Raw genomic sequence first — 16,250 nt, 5'->3', positions numbered from 1 at the left:
GTCATTTCCTCCTGTTTTATATGAGTATTTTAAAAATTAAGATAATTGCTTGTATGCCGGATTGGTTAAGAAATCAGCAAACTCATCAGCTTCAATCAATTCTTCAAATAGTTTAGTAGCTTCCGCGAACTTTCCTGTTTGGAAGGTTTCTTCCCCTACCTCCGATTTAATCGATGCCAATTCCTCTGCTTTGATTTGGTGGAATAATGCCTCGTCTATGTTCCTGCCATCATCGAGAATCCCTTTTGGATGGCGGATCCATTGCCAAACTTGAGCTCTTGAAATTTCGGCCGTCGCTGCATCTTCCATTAAGTTATTAATTGGTGCTGCCCCTCTGCCGCTTAACCAAGAGGCAATATATTGGATGCCTACATTAATGTTCGTCCTCAATCCTGCTTCAGTGATGGTTCCTTCGGGTACTGCGAGTAACTCATGCGCCGTTACATGGACATCTTCACGTTTCCGGTAAATTTGGTTCGGTTTCGGTACAAGCAGGTCAAAGACCTCTTTCGCCGTGCTCACCATCCCTGGATGCGCCACCCAGGTTCCATCGTGGCCATCCCTTGCCTCACGCTCTTTATCGGCACGGACTTTTGCAAAAGCCTCAGCATTCTTGACCGGATCATTTTTCACCGGGATTTGTGCGGCCATTCCCCCGATTGCCGGGGCATTACGAGTGTGGCACGTTTTGATCGCCAATAAGGAATAGGCCCTCATGTTCGGTACAGTCATCGTGACCTGAAGGCGATCAGGGAAAATGACTTCATCCGAGTGACGGAATTTTTTCAAGAAACTAAAGATATAATCCCAGCGCCCACAGTTCAAGCCAGCCGAATGCTCTTTCAGCTCGTACAGAATTTCGTCCATTTCAAATGCGGCAAGAATCGTTTCTATCAACACCGTAGCCTTGATGGTTCCTTGCGGGATTCTCAAATCGTTCTGTGCATATACGAAAATATCATTCCACAGTCTTGCTTCCAGATGGCTTTCCATTTTGGGCAGGTAGAAATATGGGCCGCTTTGTTTTTCCATCAATGCTTTTGCGTTATGGTAGAAGTAAAGGCCAAAGTCAAAGATGCTAGCTGATATTGGCTGTCCATCCAAAAGAACGTGTTTTTCTTCTAAATGCCAGCCGCGGGGCCTTACCTTCAGTACAGCTGTTTTTCCCTTTAATTCATATACCTTCCCATTTTGATTATCGAATGAAATCGTACCCCTGATTGCATCGCGCAAATTCAGCTGACCATCCAGGCAATTTTCCCAAGTGGGTGAGTTGGCGTCTTCAAAGTCGGCCATAAAAACATTGGCACCGGAATTCATCGCATTGATGATCATCTTACGGTCGACTGGCCCGGTAATTTCAACCCTGCGGTCTTGCAGGTCGTGCGGGAGTGGGGCAATAGTCCAATCACTTTCGCGAACATGCTTCGTTTCTACAAGAAAATCAGGAAGCTTGCCTTGATTCAAGTCTTCTTGAACGCTAAGGCGCCGTTCTAGAAGTTCCTTTCTTCTTTCACCGAAATGCCGCTCGATTCTTTCAATGAATTGTAGAGCTTCCGCTGTAAGTATTTGTTCATATCCCGGCTTAACATTGCCTGTAATTTGTAAGCCTTTTGCTTCCGTAATCATGTTGCCTCTCCACTTCCTTTCCAATTCCCCTATGTTATAATACAGTTGTTTCATTTCCTGTTTGTATTATATAACACGTTGTATAAATTTGTCACCAGTTTTTTCTAAAAAATTCAGAAAAATGAGAACAAGGTAAAAAAAGCCTGGTTTATCAACGTTTTCACTAGGTGTTCCTCACTATTCAGCCATTCCCTTTCATACTTTAGTGGTGAAAACAGGGCGCGTTTTCTCCCATGAAATAAAAAAACATCCCTGGAGAAACTCCGGGATGCTTTCAATGATTTCCTTTCCCAAAAATAAAAAGGCTGTTTAAAAGCGTGAGCCCTTAAACAGCCTTATATTACTTATGCCGGATGACGGTGACTTTTCCTTTGTTCATCCTGTTCATAAGAAACCGGATAACGATCGGTTTGAGGAGATTCCGGGTTGGCGGAAACACAAGGATCAATCCCATGATATCCGAGATGAGACCTGGGGACAGCAGCAGGGCAGCTCCGATAAAAATACAGATCCCATCAATGATTTCATTTCCAGGCATCATTCCATAACGGATCTGCTCCTGTGCCTTTCTCCATGTTTCCATCCCTTGCTTTTTAGCAAGATAGGCTCCGATTAAACCAGTGGCTATGATCAGGAACAGCGTAGGCCAAAAGCCAATCACCTTTCCTGACAGCAATAGGACAATGATTTCAACGACCGGCATCGCAATGATAAAGAATAAAAAATATCTCATTTACTTTCCTCCTGCACAGCCCATTTCTGGTACGGTACACCCATCTTACCTCATCGGCTGGAATGAGCCAAAAATTTCATTCTATAAAACGTTGGCATGTCCATCATAAATGACGCCACGGCCTGAATCGACAGTTACTCTTTGTCCATCCTTGAAGGCTTTGGTCGCGTCTTCAGCGCCCACGATGACAGGAATGCCCAGAGTGACGCCCACGACAGCGGCATGACTTGTCAATCCGCCTTCTTCGGTAATTAATGCTGCACATTTTTCAATGGCCGGCATCATATCCCGATCGGAACCGATCGTAACCAATACGGATCCTTCCGTTACTTTTTCCAAAGCTTCCTTGGCATTCTTCGCTATGACCACTTGGCCTTTTGCGGATTTCCTGCCGATTCCTTGCGCCTTCAAAAGAACCTCTCCCAATACATGAATCTTCATCAAGTTAGTCGTACCCGTTTCACCGACAGGGACGCCGGCAGTTATGACCACTAAATCTCCATGTGATACTAAACCTGAGTGCAGGCTTTCATCGATCGCCGTTTGAAGCATTTCATCCGTAGTTGTCGCCTTAGGTCCGATTTGCGGATAAACTCCCCAAGCTAACGCAAGGCTTCTAGAAACATGGTCATTGGACGTGACCGCAATGATTGGTGCTTTAGGGCGATATTTAGAAATCATCCTTGCCGTATGACCGCTTTCGGTAGGCGTGATGATCGCTCCGGCATTAAGATTAAGTGCAGTATGGGCAACCGACTGACCGATGGCATCCGTGACATTATGGCGGTTCACTTTACTTCTGATTGATAATATATCCCGATAATTAAGCGCAGATTCAGCACGTGATGCAATGTTATGCATCGTTTGCACCGCTTCTACAGGATAAGTTCCCGCAGCTGTTTCTCCTGACAGCATGATGGCATCCGTTCCATCAAAGATGGCGTTGGCGACGTCACTTGCTTCAGCACGTGTCGGCCTTGGGTTACGCTGCATGGAATCAAGCATTTGTGTAGCCGTAATGACTGGTTTTCCGGCGTTGTTGCACTTTTTGATCATTTGCTTTTGGACTAGCGGCACTTCTTCAGCAGGAATTTCCACACCCAAGTCTCCACGAGCCACCATCAAGCCATCTGAAACTTCGAGGATTTCATCAAGACGGTCGACGCCTTCCTGGTTTTCGATCTTAGGGATGATTTGAATATGCTCCGCTCCATTTTGCTGCAGTAATTCACGCACTTCAAGGACGTCGGAGGCTCTCCGTACAAATGATGCCGCGACAAAATCGATACCCTGTCCAATCCCAAACAAGATATCCTGTTCGTCTTTCCCCGTGATGCCCGGCAAATTGACCGACACACCAGGCACATTGACACCTTTTTTGTTCTTCAGGGTACCGCTATTCAATATTTTTGTATGGATCTCTTTTCTTGCTTCATCAATCTTCAATACTTCAAGACCGATCAATCCATCATCCAACAGGATTTTCGATCCGGTGTGGACATCATGAAGAAGTCCTTCATAAGTAATGGAAAATTTCTCTGGCGTTCCAAGCACTTCCGTCATGGAAATGATGACTTCGTTACCGGCTACTAGCTCCATGGAATCGTTCTCCATGTTATTGGTGCGTATTTCAGGTCCTTTTGTGTCCAGCAGGATCGCTACCTGTTTCCCTGATTTTTCGCTAGCTTCCCTTATGTTGCTGATTCTGGCCGCATGTTCTTCATGATTGCCATGAGAAAAGTTAAGCCGAGCCACATTCATCCCCGCTTCTATTAATTGAACCAGCTTTTCGATGCTTTCACTTGCGGGGCCGATCGTACAAACAATCTTGGTTTTTCGCATGGTGTGCTCCTCCTTGAAAACTCGCCGCCTGTCCAACTTATGGTGACAGGGGCGTAGTGTAATTTGTCTCTATTTTTTTACGGAATTCTTCAATCTGTTCATTGGACGATACTGATTGCCTAGATGGATAGCTCGGATGATAAATCATACATTTTCTTGTCAATTGTATGCTGTTTACCTAGGACATCGATGATACCATGGTCGACAAGCCGATTCTGCTCTATCCCGACAGCTCGGCCCCCTTTGCCCTCCAAAAGCAATTCCACGGCTCTGGCACCGAGTCTGCTTGCGAGGACACGGTCGTTTGCGGAAGGAGATCCGCCCCGCTGAACATGGCCAAGAACCGTCACGCGTGTTTCGACTCCTGCCTTTTCCTCAATTTTCCTGGAAACATCGACAGCACTCCCGACACCTTCCGCAACGATGATGATGCTATGTTTTTTGCCGCGTTCATGCCCGCGATTCAACTTCCCGACCAAATCTTCCATATCGTAATCATACTCCGGGCAAAGGATCGTTTCCGCGCCTCCGGCCAGTCCGGCCCAAAGTGCAATATCCCCAGCATTTCTTCCCATTACTTCAACAACATAAGTCCGTTCATGAGAAGTAGCCGTATCACGGATTTTATCGATGGCATCGATGACGGTATTCAGAGCCGTATCGAAGCCGATCGTAAAGTCTGTCCCAGGTATGTCATTATCAATCGTTCCAGGAACCCCTATACAAGGAAAGCCCCTTTCAGTCAATGCCTTGGCTCCCATGTAAGAACCATCGCCGCCTATTACGACAAGGCCCTCGATCCCAAATTTATTCAATTGTTCTATTCCTTTTAGCTGGCCCTCCTCTGTCTTGAATTCGAGACAGCGAGCTGTATGTAGCATCGTACCCCCGCGATGGATGATATCACCGACAGATCCAAGTTCAAGCTGCCTTATATCCCCGTTAATCAACCCCTGATAGCCATGATAAATCCCGAAGACCTCCATTTCATGAAAAATGGCTTTCCGGACAACCGCTCGGACTGCCGCATTCATGCCTGGAGAATCTCCTCCGCTTGTCAATACACCTATTCTTTTCATAAATGTCACCTCTCTACAACACTAATCAAATTTAAGCCCTTATATACCATTGTACCCTTTTTCAAGCTTCAATAAGCAGTAACTATTTCAACTTATGGTCACTTGATGTTATTAGACTAACCGATTCTGTTCAGAAATTGAAGTAATATGGCGCAAATCTTTACATTCTTCATACAATCATATAGCTTTAGCGGGTTGGTTAGCGACTTACCGCTCCGTGCGAAAGGCTGAAAAAACGTGTTGCCCCAGGCAGCACGTTTTTTCCTTTACAGATGTTTATGAATGCTGTTTTACGTCCTCAGGTTTCCCCTCAGATTGTTTTGCGAATTCATATTCACCGATTTTCTTGAATTTCATGTAACGTTGGTTGATGAGATCTTCACTTTTCAATGGGAGGAGCTCATTAAATGAACGTTTCAGAGTTTCCTTTATGGCTTCTGCCTGAACATTTGCATTCCGGTGGGCGCCGCCTTTTACTTCCGGGATGATTTCATCGATGACCCCTAAGCGATTCAAGTCAGGAGCCGTAATCTGCATCGATTCAGCAGCTCTTTTAGCCTGGGAAGCATCTTTCCATAATAACGCAGCAGCCCCTTCAGGAGAAATGACCGAGTATGTTGAATTCTCAAGCATGAAAATCCGATCTCCAACTCCAAGTGCCAAGGCACCGCCACTTCCGCCTTCGCCGATGACAATGCTGATGACCGGCACCTTCAGCCCGGCCATTTCAAAAAGGTTTTTTGCAATGGCTTCGCTTTGACCGCGTTCTTCTGCAGCCTTCCCAGGGAATGCTCCCTTCGTGTCGATGAAGCAAATGATCGGCCGATTGAATTTTTCGGCCTGTTTCATCAAGCGCAGCGCTTTTCGATAGCCCTCTGGATGGGGCATGCCAAAGTTACGACGGATATTCTCCTTCGTATCCTTGCCGCGCTGATGACCGATGACGGTCACGGACCGACCATCGAACTGGGCGATTCCAGCGACAATCGCCTCATCGTCCCCATAATAGCGGTCACCATGAAACTCGATGAAGTCATTGAATAATAACGGGATGTAATCAAGCGTTGTAGGGCGGGCCGGATGCCGGGCAATCTGCACTCGATCCCACGGTTTTAAATGATCATAAATATCCGCTTCCAGCTTTTCCAAACGTTTTTCCAAGGTTTCGATTTCAACCGTAAGATCCACGTCAGCATTTTTCGTAAGTGCCTTCAGCTCTTTAATCTTATTTCTCAGTTCCGTAACGGGACGCTCGAACTCTAATTCATATATCATGACCATTCACCACCCGGGGCATGGATTTTTAGGATCGTCGTCAAGGTTTCTTTCAATTCAGTACGTTTAACGACCGCATCCAATTGACCGTGCTTCATCAGAAACTCGGACGTTTGGAAGTCTTCTGGAAGTTCTTCATGGATCGTCTGTTCTATGATCCTGCGCCCGGCAAAACCGATCAAGGCACCCGGTTCCGCAAGGTTAATATCACCAAGTGAAGCGAAGCTTGCCGAAACACCGCCCGTAGTTGGGTGGGTCATCATCGATACGATCAAGCCGCCTTCATTGCTGAACATCTTGAGGGCAGCGCTTGTCTTGGCCATCTGCATCAAGCTCAGTACGCCTTCCTGCATCCGGGCGCCGCCAGATGCTGTAAATATGATGAACGGGATCTTCAATTCACCTGCGCGTTCGATGGCACGGGTAATTTTTTCGCCAACGACCGACCCCATGCTTCCCATCCGGAAATTGGAATCCATGATGGCTGTCGAAACTTGGTACCCATTGATGGTCCCCACTCCTGTAACGACCGCCTCGTTAATTTTGGCCTTCTTTTTATCCTTCTCCAATTTATCCAAGTAATCCGGGAATCCAAGCGGATTGACGGAAATCATTTCTTTATCGAATTCCTTGAAACTGCCGGCATCAAATAAACATTCGATTCGTTCATGTGAAGACATCGAATGATGGAACCCGCAGTGGAGGCAGACTTTCTTGTTTTTCAATAATTCTTTCGTATACATGATTTTTTTACAGCCGGGGCATTTAGTCATAATTCCTTCTGGTACATCTTGTTTCTCCCGATCTAAAGGAACCGTTGCATATTTCTTCTTAGACTTCGCAAATAGCTCTTTAAGCAAGCTTAATCCTCCCTTTACCACCAATTATCTATTTTATGATACTTGGTACAAACTATATCAGAAATGAAATCAGTATCGTGTAAAAAGTTGTCACTCGTCCTTCGACATATTTCTGATTCTAATAAGATACGTTTCGATAGCTTTTTCTTCATCCCGTTCGAGCAAATATGTAAGAAGTGACAGATAATCTTCTTTTTCCACATTACCCAGCACCATCTCTGATGTTCTAGCATAGCTGTTGACAATGCGCCAGATTCTTTCCAGTAATCGGTTTCGGTTCAATATCGCAATTCTTAAGAAGAAGTCGTCATCACGGAACTCCTCCGCTTTGACCCAGCTCATCAGCCGCTTGATTTCTTCGGCCGTTGTGAAGAAAGCGACGATCCTCAAACAGTCGATTTCAATCAACCGTTTCGTTTCAGCCAAGTCTTCTTGTACCTTTTTGTCTTGCAAAAAAAAGGTTCCCAGAAGCTCGACTAGCTTATGCTCCTGGAAATCCCTGATAAACGTCCCTTCACCACGCCTCGTTTCAATCAACCCTAATAGCTCCAAGGCACGCAATGCCTCACGGACTGAGGAACGGCCGACATTCAAACGATCCGACAGCTCCCTTTCCGAGGGGATTTTATCCCCAGGCAAGAGGCTGTCCGCTTCAATCATTCTACGAAGGCTCTCAACGACATCGAGATAAATTTTGGATGAAGAAGTACGATCCTTCAAATTAATTATTCCTCACTTTTTCCAATGATCGCTAATTTCCTTGTTTTTTCTTTAATTTCCTCAGGATCTACATGAATTCTGGCCACTCCCGTTTCCATTGCTGCCTTCGCAACAGCAGATGCAACGGCAGGAGCCACCCTCTCATCAAAAGGAGCAGGAATCACATAATCTTCATTCAGCTCATGTTCTTGTATTAAACCGGCAATAGCCTTTACAGCCGCTACCTTCATCTTTTCATTGATATGTGTCGCACGTACATCCAATGCTCCGCGGAAAATCCCAGGGAATGCAAGAACGTTATTAACCTGATTCGGGAAATCCGAACGACCCGTACCAACCACTCTTGCACCTGCAGCTTTCGCATCTTCAGGCATGATTTCCGGATCCGGATTGGCCATCGCAAAGATGATCGCATCCCGGTTCATCGTTGAAACCATTTCTTTAGTCAATGCACCTGCGGCAGAAACGCCGATAAATACATCCGCGTCATGGATGACCGCTTCCAAAGGTCCTGAAACCTTATTTCGATTGGTCACTTTGGCCACTTGTTCCTTGATATCATTCATGCCTGTCGAACGGCCCTCATAAATGGCACCTTTCGTATCGCACATGATGATGTCACGAACGCCATAGCTATAAAGCAATTTAATGATGGCGATGCCGGCAGCTCCAGCGCCATTCGCCACCACTTTTATTTCTGATATCGATTTATTGACAAGGCGTAATGCATTTACAAGACCGGCAACAGTTACAATCGCTGTACCGTGCTGATCATCATGAAAAACAGGGATGTTCATTTCTTTCTTGAGCCGTTCTTCGATTTCAAAACAATTCGGTGCAGCGATGTCCTCTAGATTGACTCCTCCGAATGTTGGCTCGAGTAATTTAACGGTCTCTACAATTTTATCCACATCCGTCGTTTTTAAACAAATTGGAAAAGAGTCCACTCCCGCAAAGCTTTTAAATAAAACGGCTTTACCTTCCATGACTGGTAAAGCGGCCTCAGGACCTATGTTCCCAAGCCCCAGCACAGCCGTCCCATCGGAAATCACTGCAACGGTATTCCCTTTCATCGTGTAATCATAAACGGTTTCAGGCTTATCGTAAATTTCTTTACAAGGTTCTGCAACGCCAGGAGAGTAAGCGAGGCTTAAATCCACTGCATTCCTAACAGGCACTTTCGAAACTGTTTCTAATTTCCCTTGATTCAAGCGATGCATATGTAAAGCTTCTTCTCTTAATGACATATTTTCACTCCTAAAACGAATTGGGCAACCCGGATATTATATGCTGAAATCTAGTGGTCAGACCACAGCGGCCTGTTTTCAATATAACATATCTATTAAAGTTGTAAAACAGTTATTCTTTCTTGTAAACCACATTCCCTTTTCCGACCATGTCAATTAATGCCTGCAGCAAACTGTCGGTAGGATTGACCCAATCCCAATAAGATAGCTGTACATAGCGGTTTTCCCTTTCGTAAAAAAGCATGACCTTCGTTTCGCCGCCGTGCTGCAGTAAAATTTTTTTTATTTTTTGCAGCGTGTCATTCGTTTGCTTGTCAGCTTCAACCTTCAGGAAGATCGTTCCATTTTTTTCTTCCTTCATTTGCTTCACTTTTTCGAGCGGGTATACACTTTTGATCAGGAGCTGGTTTTTCCCATCCCGCTCTTCCAGCGTACCTTGCAGCATGATGACTTGTCCGTGGCTCAATTCCGCAGAATGGAGTTTATACACATTCGGGAAAGCGACCGCTTCGATATCCCCCTCTTCATCACTTACGCTCAAAAATGCCATCACATCGCCCTTTTTCGTCCTTATCGTTTTTACCGATGTAATATAGGCGCCAAGCAGGATTTTCGATTCCTTCTTATTGGTCGCTTCATCTATGCTCAAACAGCCGAAGTATTGGAAAAGCTCCCTGTAGCCGGTCACGGGATGATTCGATAGGTAGAGTCCCAATGCGTTTTTTTCCAATGCCAGTTTGTCTTCGATCGGAATGGGGTCGACATGATTGTACTTAGGCTTGAGGGAAAATTCGCCATCCGAAAACATATCGAATAGATCATCGTCCGGATTGACCAATTCAGTATGGCTTATCGCTACATCCAAGCTTGCCAGCAATGTAGCACGGTCTTCCCCGAATTCATCCAATGCACCTGAATTGACAAGGGCCTCGAGCACCTTTCTATTGACGATCTTACCCGATACTCGCAAACAGAAGTCGAATAAATCCTCGAATTTCTTTTGCCGTCTTGCCGCAAAGATTTCCTTCAAGACGGTACCGCCTATCCCTTTAATGGCACCTAGGCTAAAACGGATTCCTTCCTTTTCCGGTATGAACGGATAACCGCTCCGGTTAATTGAAGGAGCAAGGACCGTAATCCCTTTCTTTTTTGCCTCTCGGATATATTGGGCGACCTTTTCATCATTCCCGATTACAGATGTCATGAGGGCTGCCATGAAATATTCAGTGTGGTGGGTTTTCAAGTATCCCAGCTGATAGGCAATGACACTGTATGCGACCGCATGGCTGCGATTGAATCCATAATTGGCGAACCGCACGATCAAGGAGTATATCTCATCCGCGGTTTTTTCGGAATATCCTTGTTGCAAAGCCCCGCTGACAAAATGCTGACGCTCCTGATCCAGCACATCTTTTTTCTTCTTGGAAACGGCCCGCCTGAGCAGGTCTGCCTCCCCAAGTGAAAAACCGGCCAGACGTGAGGCAATTTGCATGATTTGTTCTTGATAGACAATGACTCCATATGTAGGCTCCAGTATATCCCGCAAATCCTCGTGCAAGTAATCGATTGGCGCCAAACCATGCTTTCGCTCGATGAACAATGGAATGTTTTCCATCGGACCTGGACGGTAGAGGGCATTGACCGCGACGATATCCTCGAATCGGTTCGGCTTCAGCTTGACCAAAACCTTCCTGATGCCATCCGATTCGAATTGAAACACTCCAGTTGTTTCGCCTCTCCCTAATAACGCCAAGGTTTCGGGATCATCCATGGGGATTTGGGACAGATCGAGCTTTCTCCCGGTTCCTTTTTGGATATTTTTTATAATATTATCGATGAGCGTCAGGTTGCGAAGTCCCAGGAAGTCCATTTTAAGGAGTCCAAGCTCTTCAAGAAGGTCCATCGGATACTGCGTCAGATGGATGCCCTCATGTCCTCCCGAAATCGGGATATGCTCGGTCAGAGCCTGGTCGCTGATGACGACACCTGCAGCATGAGTCGAAGTGTGGCGAGGCAATCCTTCAAGCAATAGCGCCGTTTGAAAAAGCTTTTGATTCTGATTGCTCTCATTAACGAAATCACGCAGCCTTTTCGATTCCTTGAAAGCCTCAGGCAGCGTTATGCCAAGGCGGTTTGGAATCATTTTCGAGACCGCTTCCTGTTCCTTGGAATTCAATCCGAAAACGCGGCCCGTGTCCCTCAATGCGGCTTTGGCCGCCAATGTACCGAACGTAATGATTTGAGCTACATGATATTCGCCGTATTTCTTGGCGACATAGGCAATCACCTCTTCACGGCGGTTATCCGGGAAATCAATATCGATATCGGGCATCGAGATCCTTTCCGGATTCAGGAAACGCTCGAACAGCAAGGAATGCTCGATTGGATCGACATCCGTTATCGACAGCACGTATGCGACCATCGACCCTGCGGCAGATCCCCTTCCAGGTCCGGTCAGGATTTGCTGATCCTTAGCAAATTTCATGAAGTCCCACACGATTAAAAAGTAATCGCTGAATTTCATCTTAGTAATGACATCCAATTCATATCGCAGCCGCTCTTCATATTGAATGGGCGGCTCCAGCAGCCTCTTCTTCAACCCATCGAAACAAACGGCTTCGAGCATTTCCTCTGCCGTCATCCCGGCTTCGGTAGGATACTTAGGCAGCAGGGACCGGTGAAACGGAATGTCCAGGTTGCATTGCCCGGCAATAACGAGCGTATTTTCGAGTGCATCCGGCCTGTCATGAAATAACTCCGCCATCTGGGCCCGGCTCTTCAAATAATATTGCTTGGATTCAAGCACCGTGTGCGCTTCATCAGCGAGCTTATCCCCATTTCCGATCGCCAGCAACACTTCTTGGGCAAGTGCATCGCTTTCGTTCAAATAATAGACTGGGTTCGTCGCTACGACCTTTATCCCTAACTCTTTCGCAAGCAGACTTATGGCTTCGTTTCCTTTCTCTTCATTTGCAATCGACAATCTCTGTATCGATGCATAAAAGTTATCCGCCCCAAAAATCTGCTGAAACTTCCTTGCTGCCTGTTGGGCTTCTTCCGGCCTTTCTTCCCTTAGCAGCGTTTCTATTTCCCCTCCGGCCCCCGGCGTGATCGCAATCAATCCCTTGGAGTAGCCTTTAAGCCAATTCATCGGGATGCCCGAAGGTGATTTCGTTTTTATGGCACTGCTTATCTTAAGCAGGTTCTGGTATCCTTGTAGATTTTTTGCTAATAACAGAAGTCCATGCGCCGCTTCCCATTCATCCAGGACATCCGCTAGAATCCCGATGATCGGCTTTATTCCCTGTCTCTTGCATTCTTTATAAAAATAGACTGAACCGTACATGACATTTCGATCGGTCAAGGCAAGACTTGTACAGCCATCCGCTTTCGCTTTGGCCACAAGTTCCGTAATCTTCACCGTGCTTGTCAGCAGGCTGTATCCGCTCTGAATATGGAGATGAGTATACACGTTTTTTTCTCCCACCTTTGTAAGGCATGTTTCTTTCATTATAGTGTTTATTTCAAAAAAAGAAAATATGTTCTCATTTCCAATCCCATATCGCACCGTATTTCCACAGGCTATCATATTCCCCCTGCACTCCCCATATAATTGGAATAGAAGAATATCAAGCCAAAAAGGATGATGATACATGAATGAAGCCTTTGTTCCAGCCTTTCTTAACAGCTTTTTCATATCGCTTGGCGTTCTGCTTGGCGGCTCGATAATCGGAGGCCTCGCCGCTTTTTTTACGGGACAGGCCCCGATGACAGCTGTTTTCCGATTATCGGACAGCCTGCGGATTTGGGCCATCGTCGCGGCGATCGGAGGTACTTTTGATATGGTCTATAATTTTGAGCGCGGCATTTTTCACGGGGAAACGAAGGATATCGTCAAACAGGTTCTATTGATTCTATCTGCGCTTGGCGGAGCACAGACAGGAGCACTGATCATCAACTGGTTCACGCAGGAGCATATCTCGCCATGAGGATCCCCCCTTATCATCGGGCACCCACCTGGCAGCGTTTTTTTGCCGGGGCTGCCCTTGGCGGATTGCTCAGCTGGGTGATGTTCTTTTATATGCACGGGGTCCAGCAGGAGAAGCAGATCCGGACCCTTCACGAGCAGCGGGAAGAAATCAAGGATTTGAACGGAAAAATCGCCATTTGGGAGCAAGATTATAAAAAATTGAATCAGCAAAACGAAGAAATTTTAACGATTCAGGAAGTGGAAGTGAAGATTACGAACGGTACGGATTACAGCCTCGATCATCTGAGTGTGGCGGAAGCGGAGGATTTAATAGAGGACGACCTTTCCTCTCTGCTCGCCAAGGATGTGGTGAGTGTATATAACGGAAAGATGTTATTGAAAAAATCCATCGAGAATAAAATCATGACCATCAATAAAAAGCGGTATCATCTTCAAGTTTCCGAAATCATGTTTTATACGAAAATGAATATCGAGATCAAACTCAAAAGGACTACTTCTTGAATGGTGTCTTAAACATAAAGGCAAAGGCCAAATCCCATTCGATTTGGCCTTTGCCTTTTTTTCATTCCGCTTTATTCAACGCTTCCATATCGGCAAGGATCATATCGGCCTCATCCCAGGAATGGATCGAAGCCCCGGCAGCAAGCGGATGGCCGCCGCCGTTATATTTCCGGGCGATCGTATTGATGATCGGCCCTTTGGAACGGAAACGGACTCTGATTTCTTGATCTTCTTCAATGAAAAACACCCATGATTTCACATTTTTGATCGAGCCGAGCGCGGATACAAGCTGTGAAGCCTCCGATGCCGAAGCATCGAATTTTTCAAGGATGTCTTTCGTGATGATCATTTTCCCCGTCCCATATGGCAGGATTTCAAAATGCTGCAGCACATAACCATTCAAGCGGACGATGCTTTCGTTGACATCGTACATCTCCTGATATAGCTGCGGGCGGGAAAACGAATAAGTGATCAATTCACCGGCATGGTCAAATGTCTTTTCCGTCGTGCTTTGGAATAGGAAGCGTCCTGTATCGCCAACGATGCCTGCATAAAGAAGGCGTGCCGCTTCGTCAACCATCTTCAACCCTTGATCTTTGCCGAACAGGTAAAAGTCATAAATCATTTCACATGTGGAACTTGCTGTTGTATCGACCCACAACATATCTCCATATGGATCTTCATTAGGATGATGATCGATCTTGATCAGCTTATCCCCCGTTTTATATCGTGCATCACAAATCCGGTCCGTATTTGCTGTATCGCATACGATCACCAAAGCCCCTTGATACGTTTCATCCGAAATCACATCAAGCCTTCTTAAATAATTCAATGACGGTTCTTCCTTACCGACCGTGAATATCCGTTTTTCAGGGAAAGATGCTTTCAGGATTTCCGCCAGCCCCCCTTGTGAACCATAGGCATCCGGGTCCGGACGGACATGACGATGGAGAATGATCGTATCATAACGCTTTATTTCTGCCAAAATCTCAGCTTTCATATAAATCTCCCTCCAACATATGTATTAGTAGTTTAAGTTGATATATTTCATTTAATCAAATATTTGGAGAAATAGGAAGACTCATCTTGTTTACTGTGGCATTCCAACGAATTTCCCGCTACAATAAAAAGGTACATATGTTAAATTGGGGGAATTTCAAACGATGCCTATCCTTGTCACCTTGATCGTACTTTCACTGGGAATCTATCTGTTTTATAAAATCAAATCGGTACGCACCAAAATGCCGATGGAGAAAAAGTGGATCTCCGGAAAGTCTTCCATTGCCCTAGGGGCGTTTGTGGCCCTTTTTGGGATCAATCAGCTTTTTCTGTTCCACACGACCACCACTTATATCATTGCCGCCGTTTTCATCTCAGTCGGCCTGTTCAGCATTTTTGGAGGCTATAAAATGTATAAATATTACCTGCCATATGCGATTGAAGAAGCCGCAAATCAAAAAGGATAATCGACCTTCGATTATCCTTTTTGATTCATTTTTCACGATCTGTCCAGCAATTGGCACGTTAACATTGCCTTCCCGACAAGTTTACCTTGGTTAAACACCTCGACATCCACTTTTCCGAATTTACGCCCTACGTCAAGAACACGCGGGTGAATTTCAAGCGTACTGTCGATTTGGACTGGCTTGATGAAATAAATCGTCATATTCTCCACGACCAAGTCACCCCGCTTGTAGCTTCTCAGTGCCCGGTTCGCTGAATCCGTAACCAATGTCGTGAACACCCCGCTCGAAATCGTCCCAAGGTAATTGGTCATTTGCGGAGTGACGCCATAGTTATACACTTCCTCACCTTTCCCCCGGTTCGAAGTCATCACAAGCTGACTCGTAATCGTATCATCGATCGTCTCGCCAACCTGCGGCTGCCTTTGGCTCATTTGCAGCGCCTTCAGCACATCCTGCCTGCTCACGATTCCTTTGAGGATATGACTGTCATTCACGACCGGAATCAATTCAATCCCTTCCCAAACCATCATATGCGCAGAAGAGGCCACACTCGTTTTATCACCGACGGTCAACGGATTTTTCGTCATCACCTTTTCGATGAGTGTCAACTCCTCCTGACCGATGATATCTTTTGAAGTGACCATTCCTTGGACCTTCATATTGTCATCAACAACAGGGAAACGGCTATGCCCTGACTCCTGATTGAGTTCGTGCCATGTCTGAACCCTGTCACCGATCGTCAAAAAAGTCGTCTCCTGAACCGGTGTCAAGATATCCTCCACAAGCAAGATTTCCTTTTTGATCAACTGGTCATAAATCGCCCGGTTGATCATCGTTGCGACAGTGAAGGTATCATAGCTCGTGGAAATGACGGGCATTTCCAATTCATCAGCTAACCTTTTAACCG

14 protein-coding genes are annotated in these 16,250 nt (G+C 45.9%); 3 read left to right on the top strand and 11 right to left on the bottom strand.

Features of this window, described 5'->3' with window-relative positions; genetic code table 11:
• Positions 1-36 precede the first annotated feature (36 nt).
• From aceB to dnaE, 9 genes are all read right to left on the bottom strand, one after another.
• Positions 37-1,629: a malate synthase A gene (gene aceB / locus CVN76_RS22105; RefSeq protein ID WP_100533080.1), complete on the bottom strand. Its 1,593-nt coding sequence runs from the start codon at positions 1,627-1,629 to the stop codon at positions 37-39.
• A gap of 340 nt (positions 1,630-1,969) precedes the next feature.
• Positions 1,970-2,362, bottom strand: coding sequence for an FxsA family protein (locus CVN76_RS22100; protein ID WP_100533079.1), 393 nt, complete (start codon positions 2,360-2,362; stop codon positions 1,970-1,972).
• A gap of 81 nt (positions 2,363-2,443) precedes the next feature.
• The gene (gene pyk / locus CVN76_RS22095) at positions 2,444-4,204 is read right to left on the bottom strand and encodes a pyruvate kinase (RefSeq protein WP_100533078.1); all 1,761 of its coding nucleotides are present in this window, start codon (positions 4,202-4,204) and stop codon (positions 2,444-2,446) included.
• Between the two features lie 119 nt (positions 4,205-4,323).
• The gene (gene pfkA, locus CVN76_RS22090) at positions 4,324-5,283 is read right to left on the bottom strand and encodes a 6-phosphofructokinase (RefSeq protein ID WP_100533077.1); all 960 of its coding nucleotides are present in this window, start codon (positions 5,281-5,283) and stop codon (positions 4,324-4,326) included.
• Positions 5,284-5,559: 276 nt separating this feature from the next.
• Positions 5,560-6,558 carry an acetyl-CoA carboxylase carboxyl transferase subunit alpha gene (gene accA, locus CVN76_RS22085; RefSeq protein WP_061142227.1) on the bottom strand — a complete coding sequence of 333 codons (999 nt, stop codon included), beginning with the start codon at positions 6,556-6,558 and terminating at the stop codon, positions 5,560-5,562.
• A complete protein-coding gene (gene accD, locus CVN76_RS22080; protein ID WP_100533076.1) occupies positions 6,555-7,418 on the bottom strand; it encodes an acetyl-CoA carboxylase, carboxyltransferase subunit beta in 864 nt (287 codons plus the stop codon). The genes accA and accD overlap by 4 nt, the downstream gene beginning before the upstream one ends.
• 90 nt (positions 7,419-7,508) lie before the next feature.
• Positions 7,509-8,138 carry a FadR/GntR family transcriptional regulator gene (locus CVN76_RS22075; RefSeq protein WP_100533075.1) on the bottom strand — a complete coding sequence of 210 codons (630 nt, stop codon included), beginning with the start codon at positions 8,136-8,138 and terminating at the stop codon, positions 7,509-7,511.
• Positions 8,139-8,143: 5 nt separating this feature from the next.
• Positions 8,144-9,385: an NAD(P)-dependent malic enzyme gene (locus CVN76_RS22070; RefSeq protein ID WP_061142229.1), complete on the bottom strand. Its 1,242-nt coding sequence runs from the start codon at positions 9,383-9,385 to the stop codon at positions 8,144-8,146.
• Between the two features lie 112 nt (positions 9,386-9,497).
• Positions 9,498-12,896 (bottom strand): DNA polymerase III subunit alpha, encoded by a 3,399-nt coding sequence (gene dnaE, locus CVN76_RS22065; RefSeq protein WP_100533092.1) that lies wholly within the window; start codon positions 12,894-12,896, stop codon positions 9,498-9,500.
• A gap of 142 nt (positions 12,897-13,038) precedes the next feature.
• On the opposite strand from dnaE, the gene CVN76_RS22060 reads away from it, so the two are divergent.
• A complete protein-coding gene (locus CVN76_RS22060; RefSeq protein ID WP_061142230.1) occupies positions 13,039-13,374 on the top strand; it encodes a YtrH family sporulation protein in 336 nt (111 codons plus the stop codon).
• Positions 13,371-13,877 (top strand): sporulation membrane protein YtrI, encoded by a 507-nt coding sequence (ytrI, locus tag CVN76_RS22055; RefSeq protein ID WP_061142231.1) that lies wholly within the window; start codon positions 13,371-13,373, stop codon positions 13,875-13,877. The genes CVN76_RS22060 and ytrI overlap by 4 nt, the downstream gene beginning before the upstream one ends.
• 61 nt (positions 13,878-13,938) lie before the next feature.
• Here the strand turns inward: ytrI and CVN76_RS22050 are convergent, their stop codons facing one another.
• Complete coding sequence (locus CVN76_RS22050) at positions 13,939-14,877, bottom strand: DHH family phosphoesterase (protein ID WP_100533074.1); 939 nt, start codon at positions 14,875-14,877, stop codon at positions 13,939-13,941.
• Positions 14,878-15,040: 163 nt separating this feature from the next.
• Between CVN76_RS22050 and CVN76_RS22045 the strand changes: the two genes are divergently transcribed.
• Positions 15,041-15,343: a YtpI family protein gene (locus CVN76_RS22045; RefSeq protein WP_061142233.1), complete on the top strand. Its 303-nt coding sequence runs from the start codon at positions 15,041-15,043 to the stop codon at positions 15,341-15,343.
• A 32-nt stretch (positions 15,344-15,375) separates the two neighbouring features.
• Here the strand turns inward: CVN76_RS22045 and CVN76_RS22040 are convergent.
• Positions 15,376-16,250: CBS domain-containing protein (locus CVN76_RS22040; RefSeq protein WP_100533073.1), on the bottom strand; the 875-nt coding region annotated here is incomplete at its 5' end.

The sequence above is a fragment of the Bacillus sp. mrc49 genome (genome assembly GCF_002803435.1).
Note: the sequence above shows the minus strand (reverse complement) of the source record. Positions and strands in the feature narration are given on the sequence as shown.

What these genes read in the sequence shown, in the direction of transcription:
- accA (WP_061142227.1), bottom strand. Translation starts at nt 6,558, where the DNA reads ATGATATATGAATTAGAGTTCGAGCGTCCCGTTACGGAACTGAGAAAT.
- dnaE (WP_100533092.1), bottom strand. Translation starts at nt 12,896, where the DNA reads ATGAAAGAAACATGCCTTACAAAGGTGGGAGAAAAAAACGTGTATACT.
- CVN76_RS22045 (WP_061142233.1), top strand. Translation starts at nt 15,041, where the DNA reads ATGCCTATCCTTGTCACCTTGATCGTACTTTCACTGGGAATCTATCTG.
- CVN76_RS22070 (WP_061142229.1), bottom strand. Translation starts at nt 9,385, where the DNA reads ATGTCATTAAGAGAAGAAGCTTTACATATGCATCGCTTGAATCAAGGG.
- pyk (WP_100533078.1), bottom strand. Translation starts at nt 4,204, where the DNA reads ATGCGAAAAACCAAGATTGTTTGTACGATCGGCCCCGCAAGTGAAAGC.
- CVN76_RS22050 (WP_100533074.1), bottom strand. Translation starts at nt 14,877, where the DNA reads ATGAAAGCTGAGATTTTGGCAGAAATAAAGCGTTATGATACGATCATT.
- CVN76_RS22100 (WP_100533079.1), bottom strand. Translation starts at nt 2,362, where the DNA reads ATGAGATATTTTTTATTCTTTATCATTGCGATGCCGGTCGTTGAAATC.
- CVN76_RS22060 (WP_061142230.1), top strand. Translation starts at nt 13,039, where the DNA reads ATGAATGAAGCCTTTGTTCCAGCCTTTCTTAACAGCTTTTTCATATCG.
- aceB (WP_100533080.1), bottom strand. Translation starts at nt 1,629, where the DNA reads ATGATTACGGAAGCAAAAGGCTTACAAATTACAGGCAATGTTAAGCCG.
- ytrI (WP_061142231.1), top strand. Translation starts at nt 13,371, where the DNA reads ATGAGGATCCCCCCTTATCATCGGGCACCCACCTGGCAGCGTTTTTTT.
- pfkA (WP_100533077.1), bottom strand. Translation starts at nt 5,283, where the DNA reads ATGAAAAGAATAGGTGTATTGACAAGCGGAGGAGATTCTCCAGGCATG.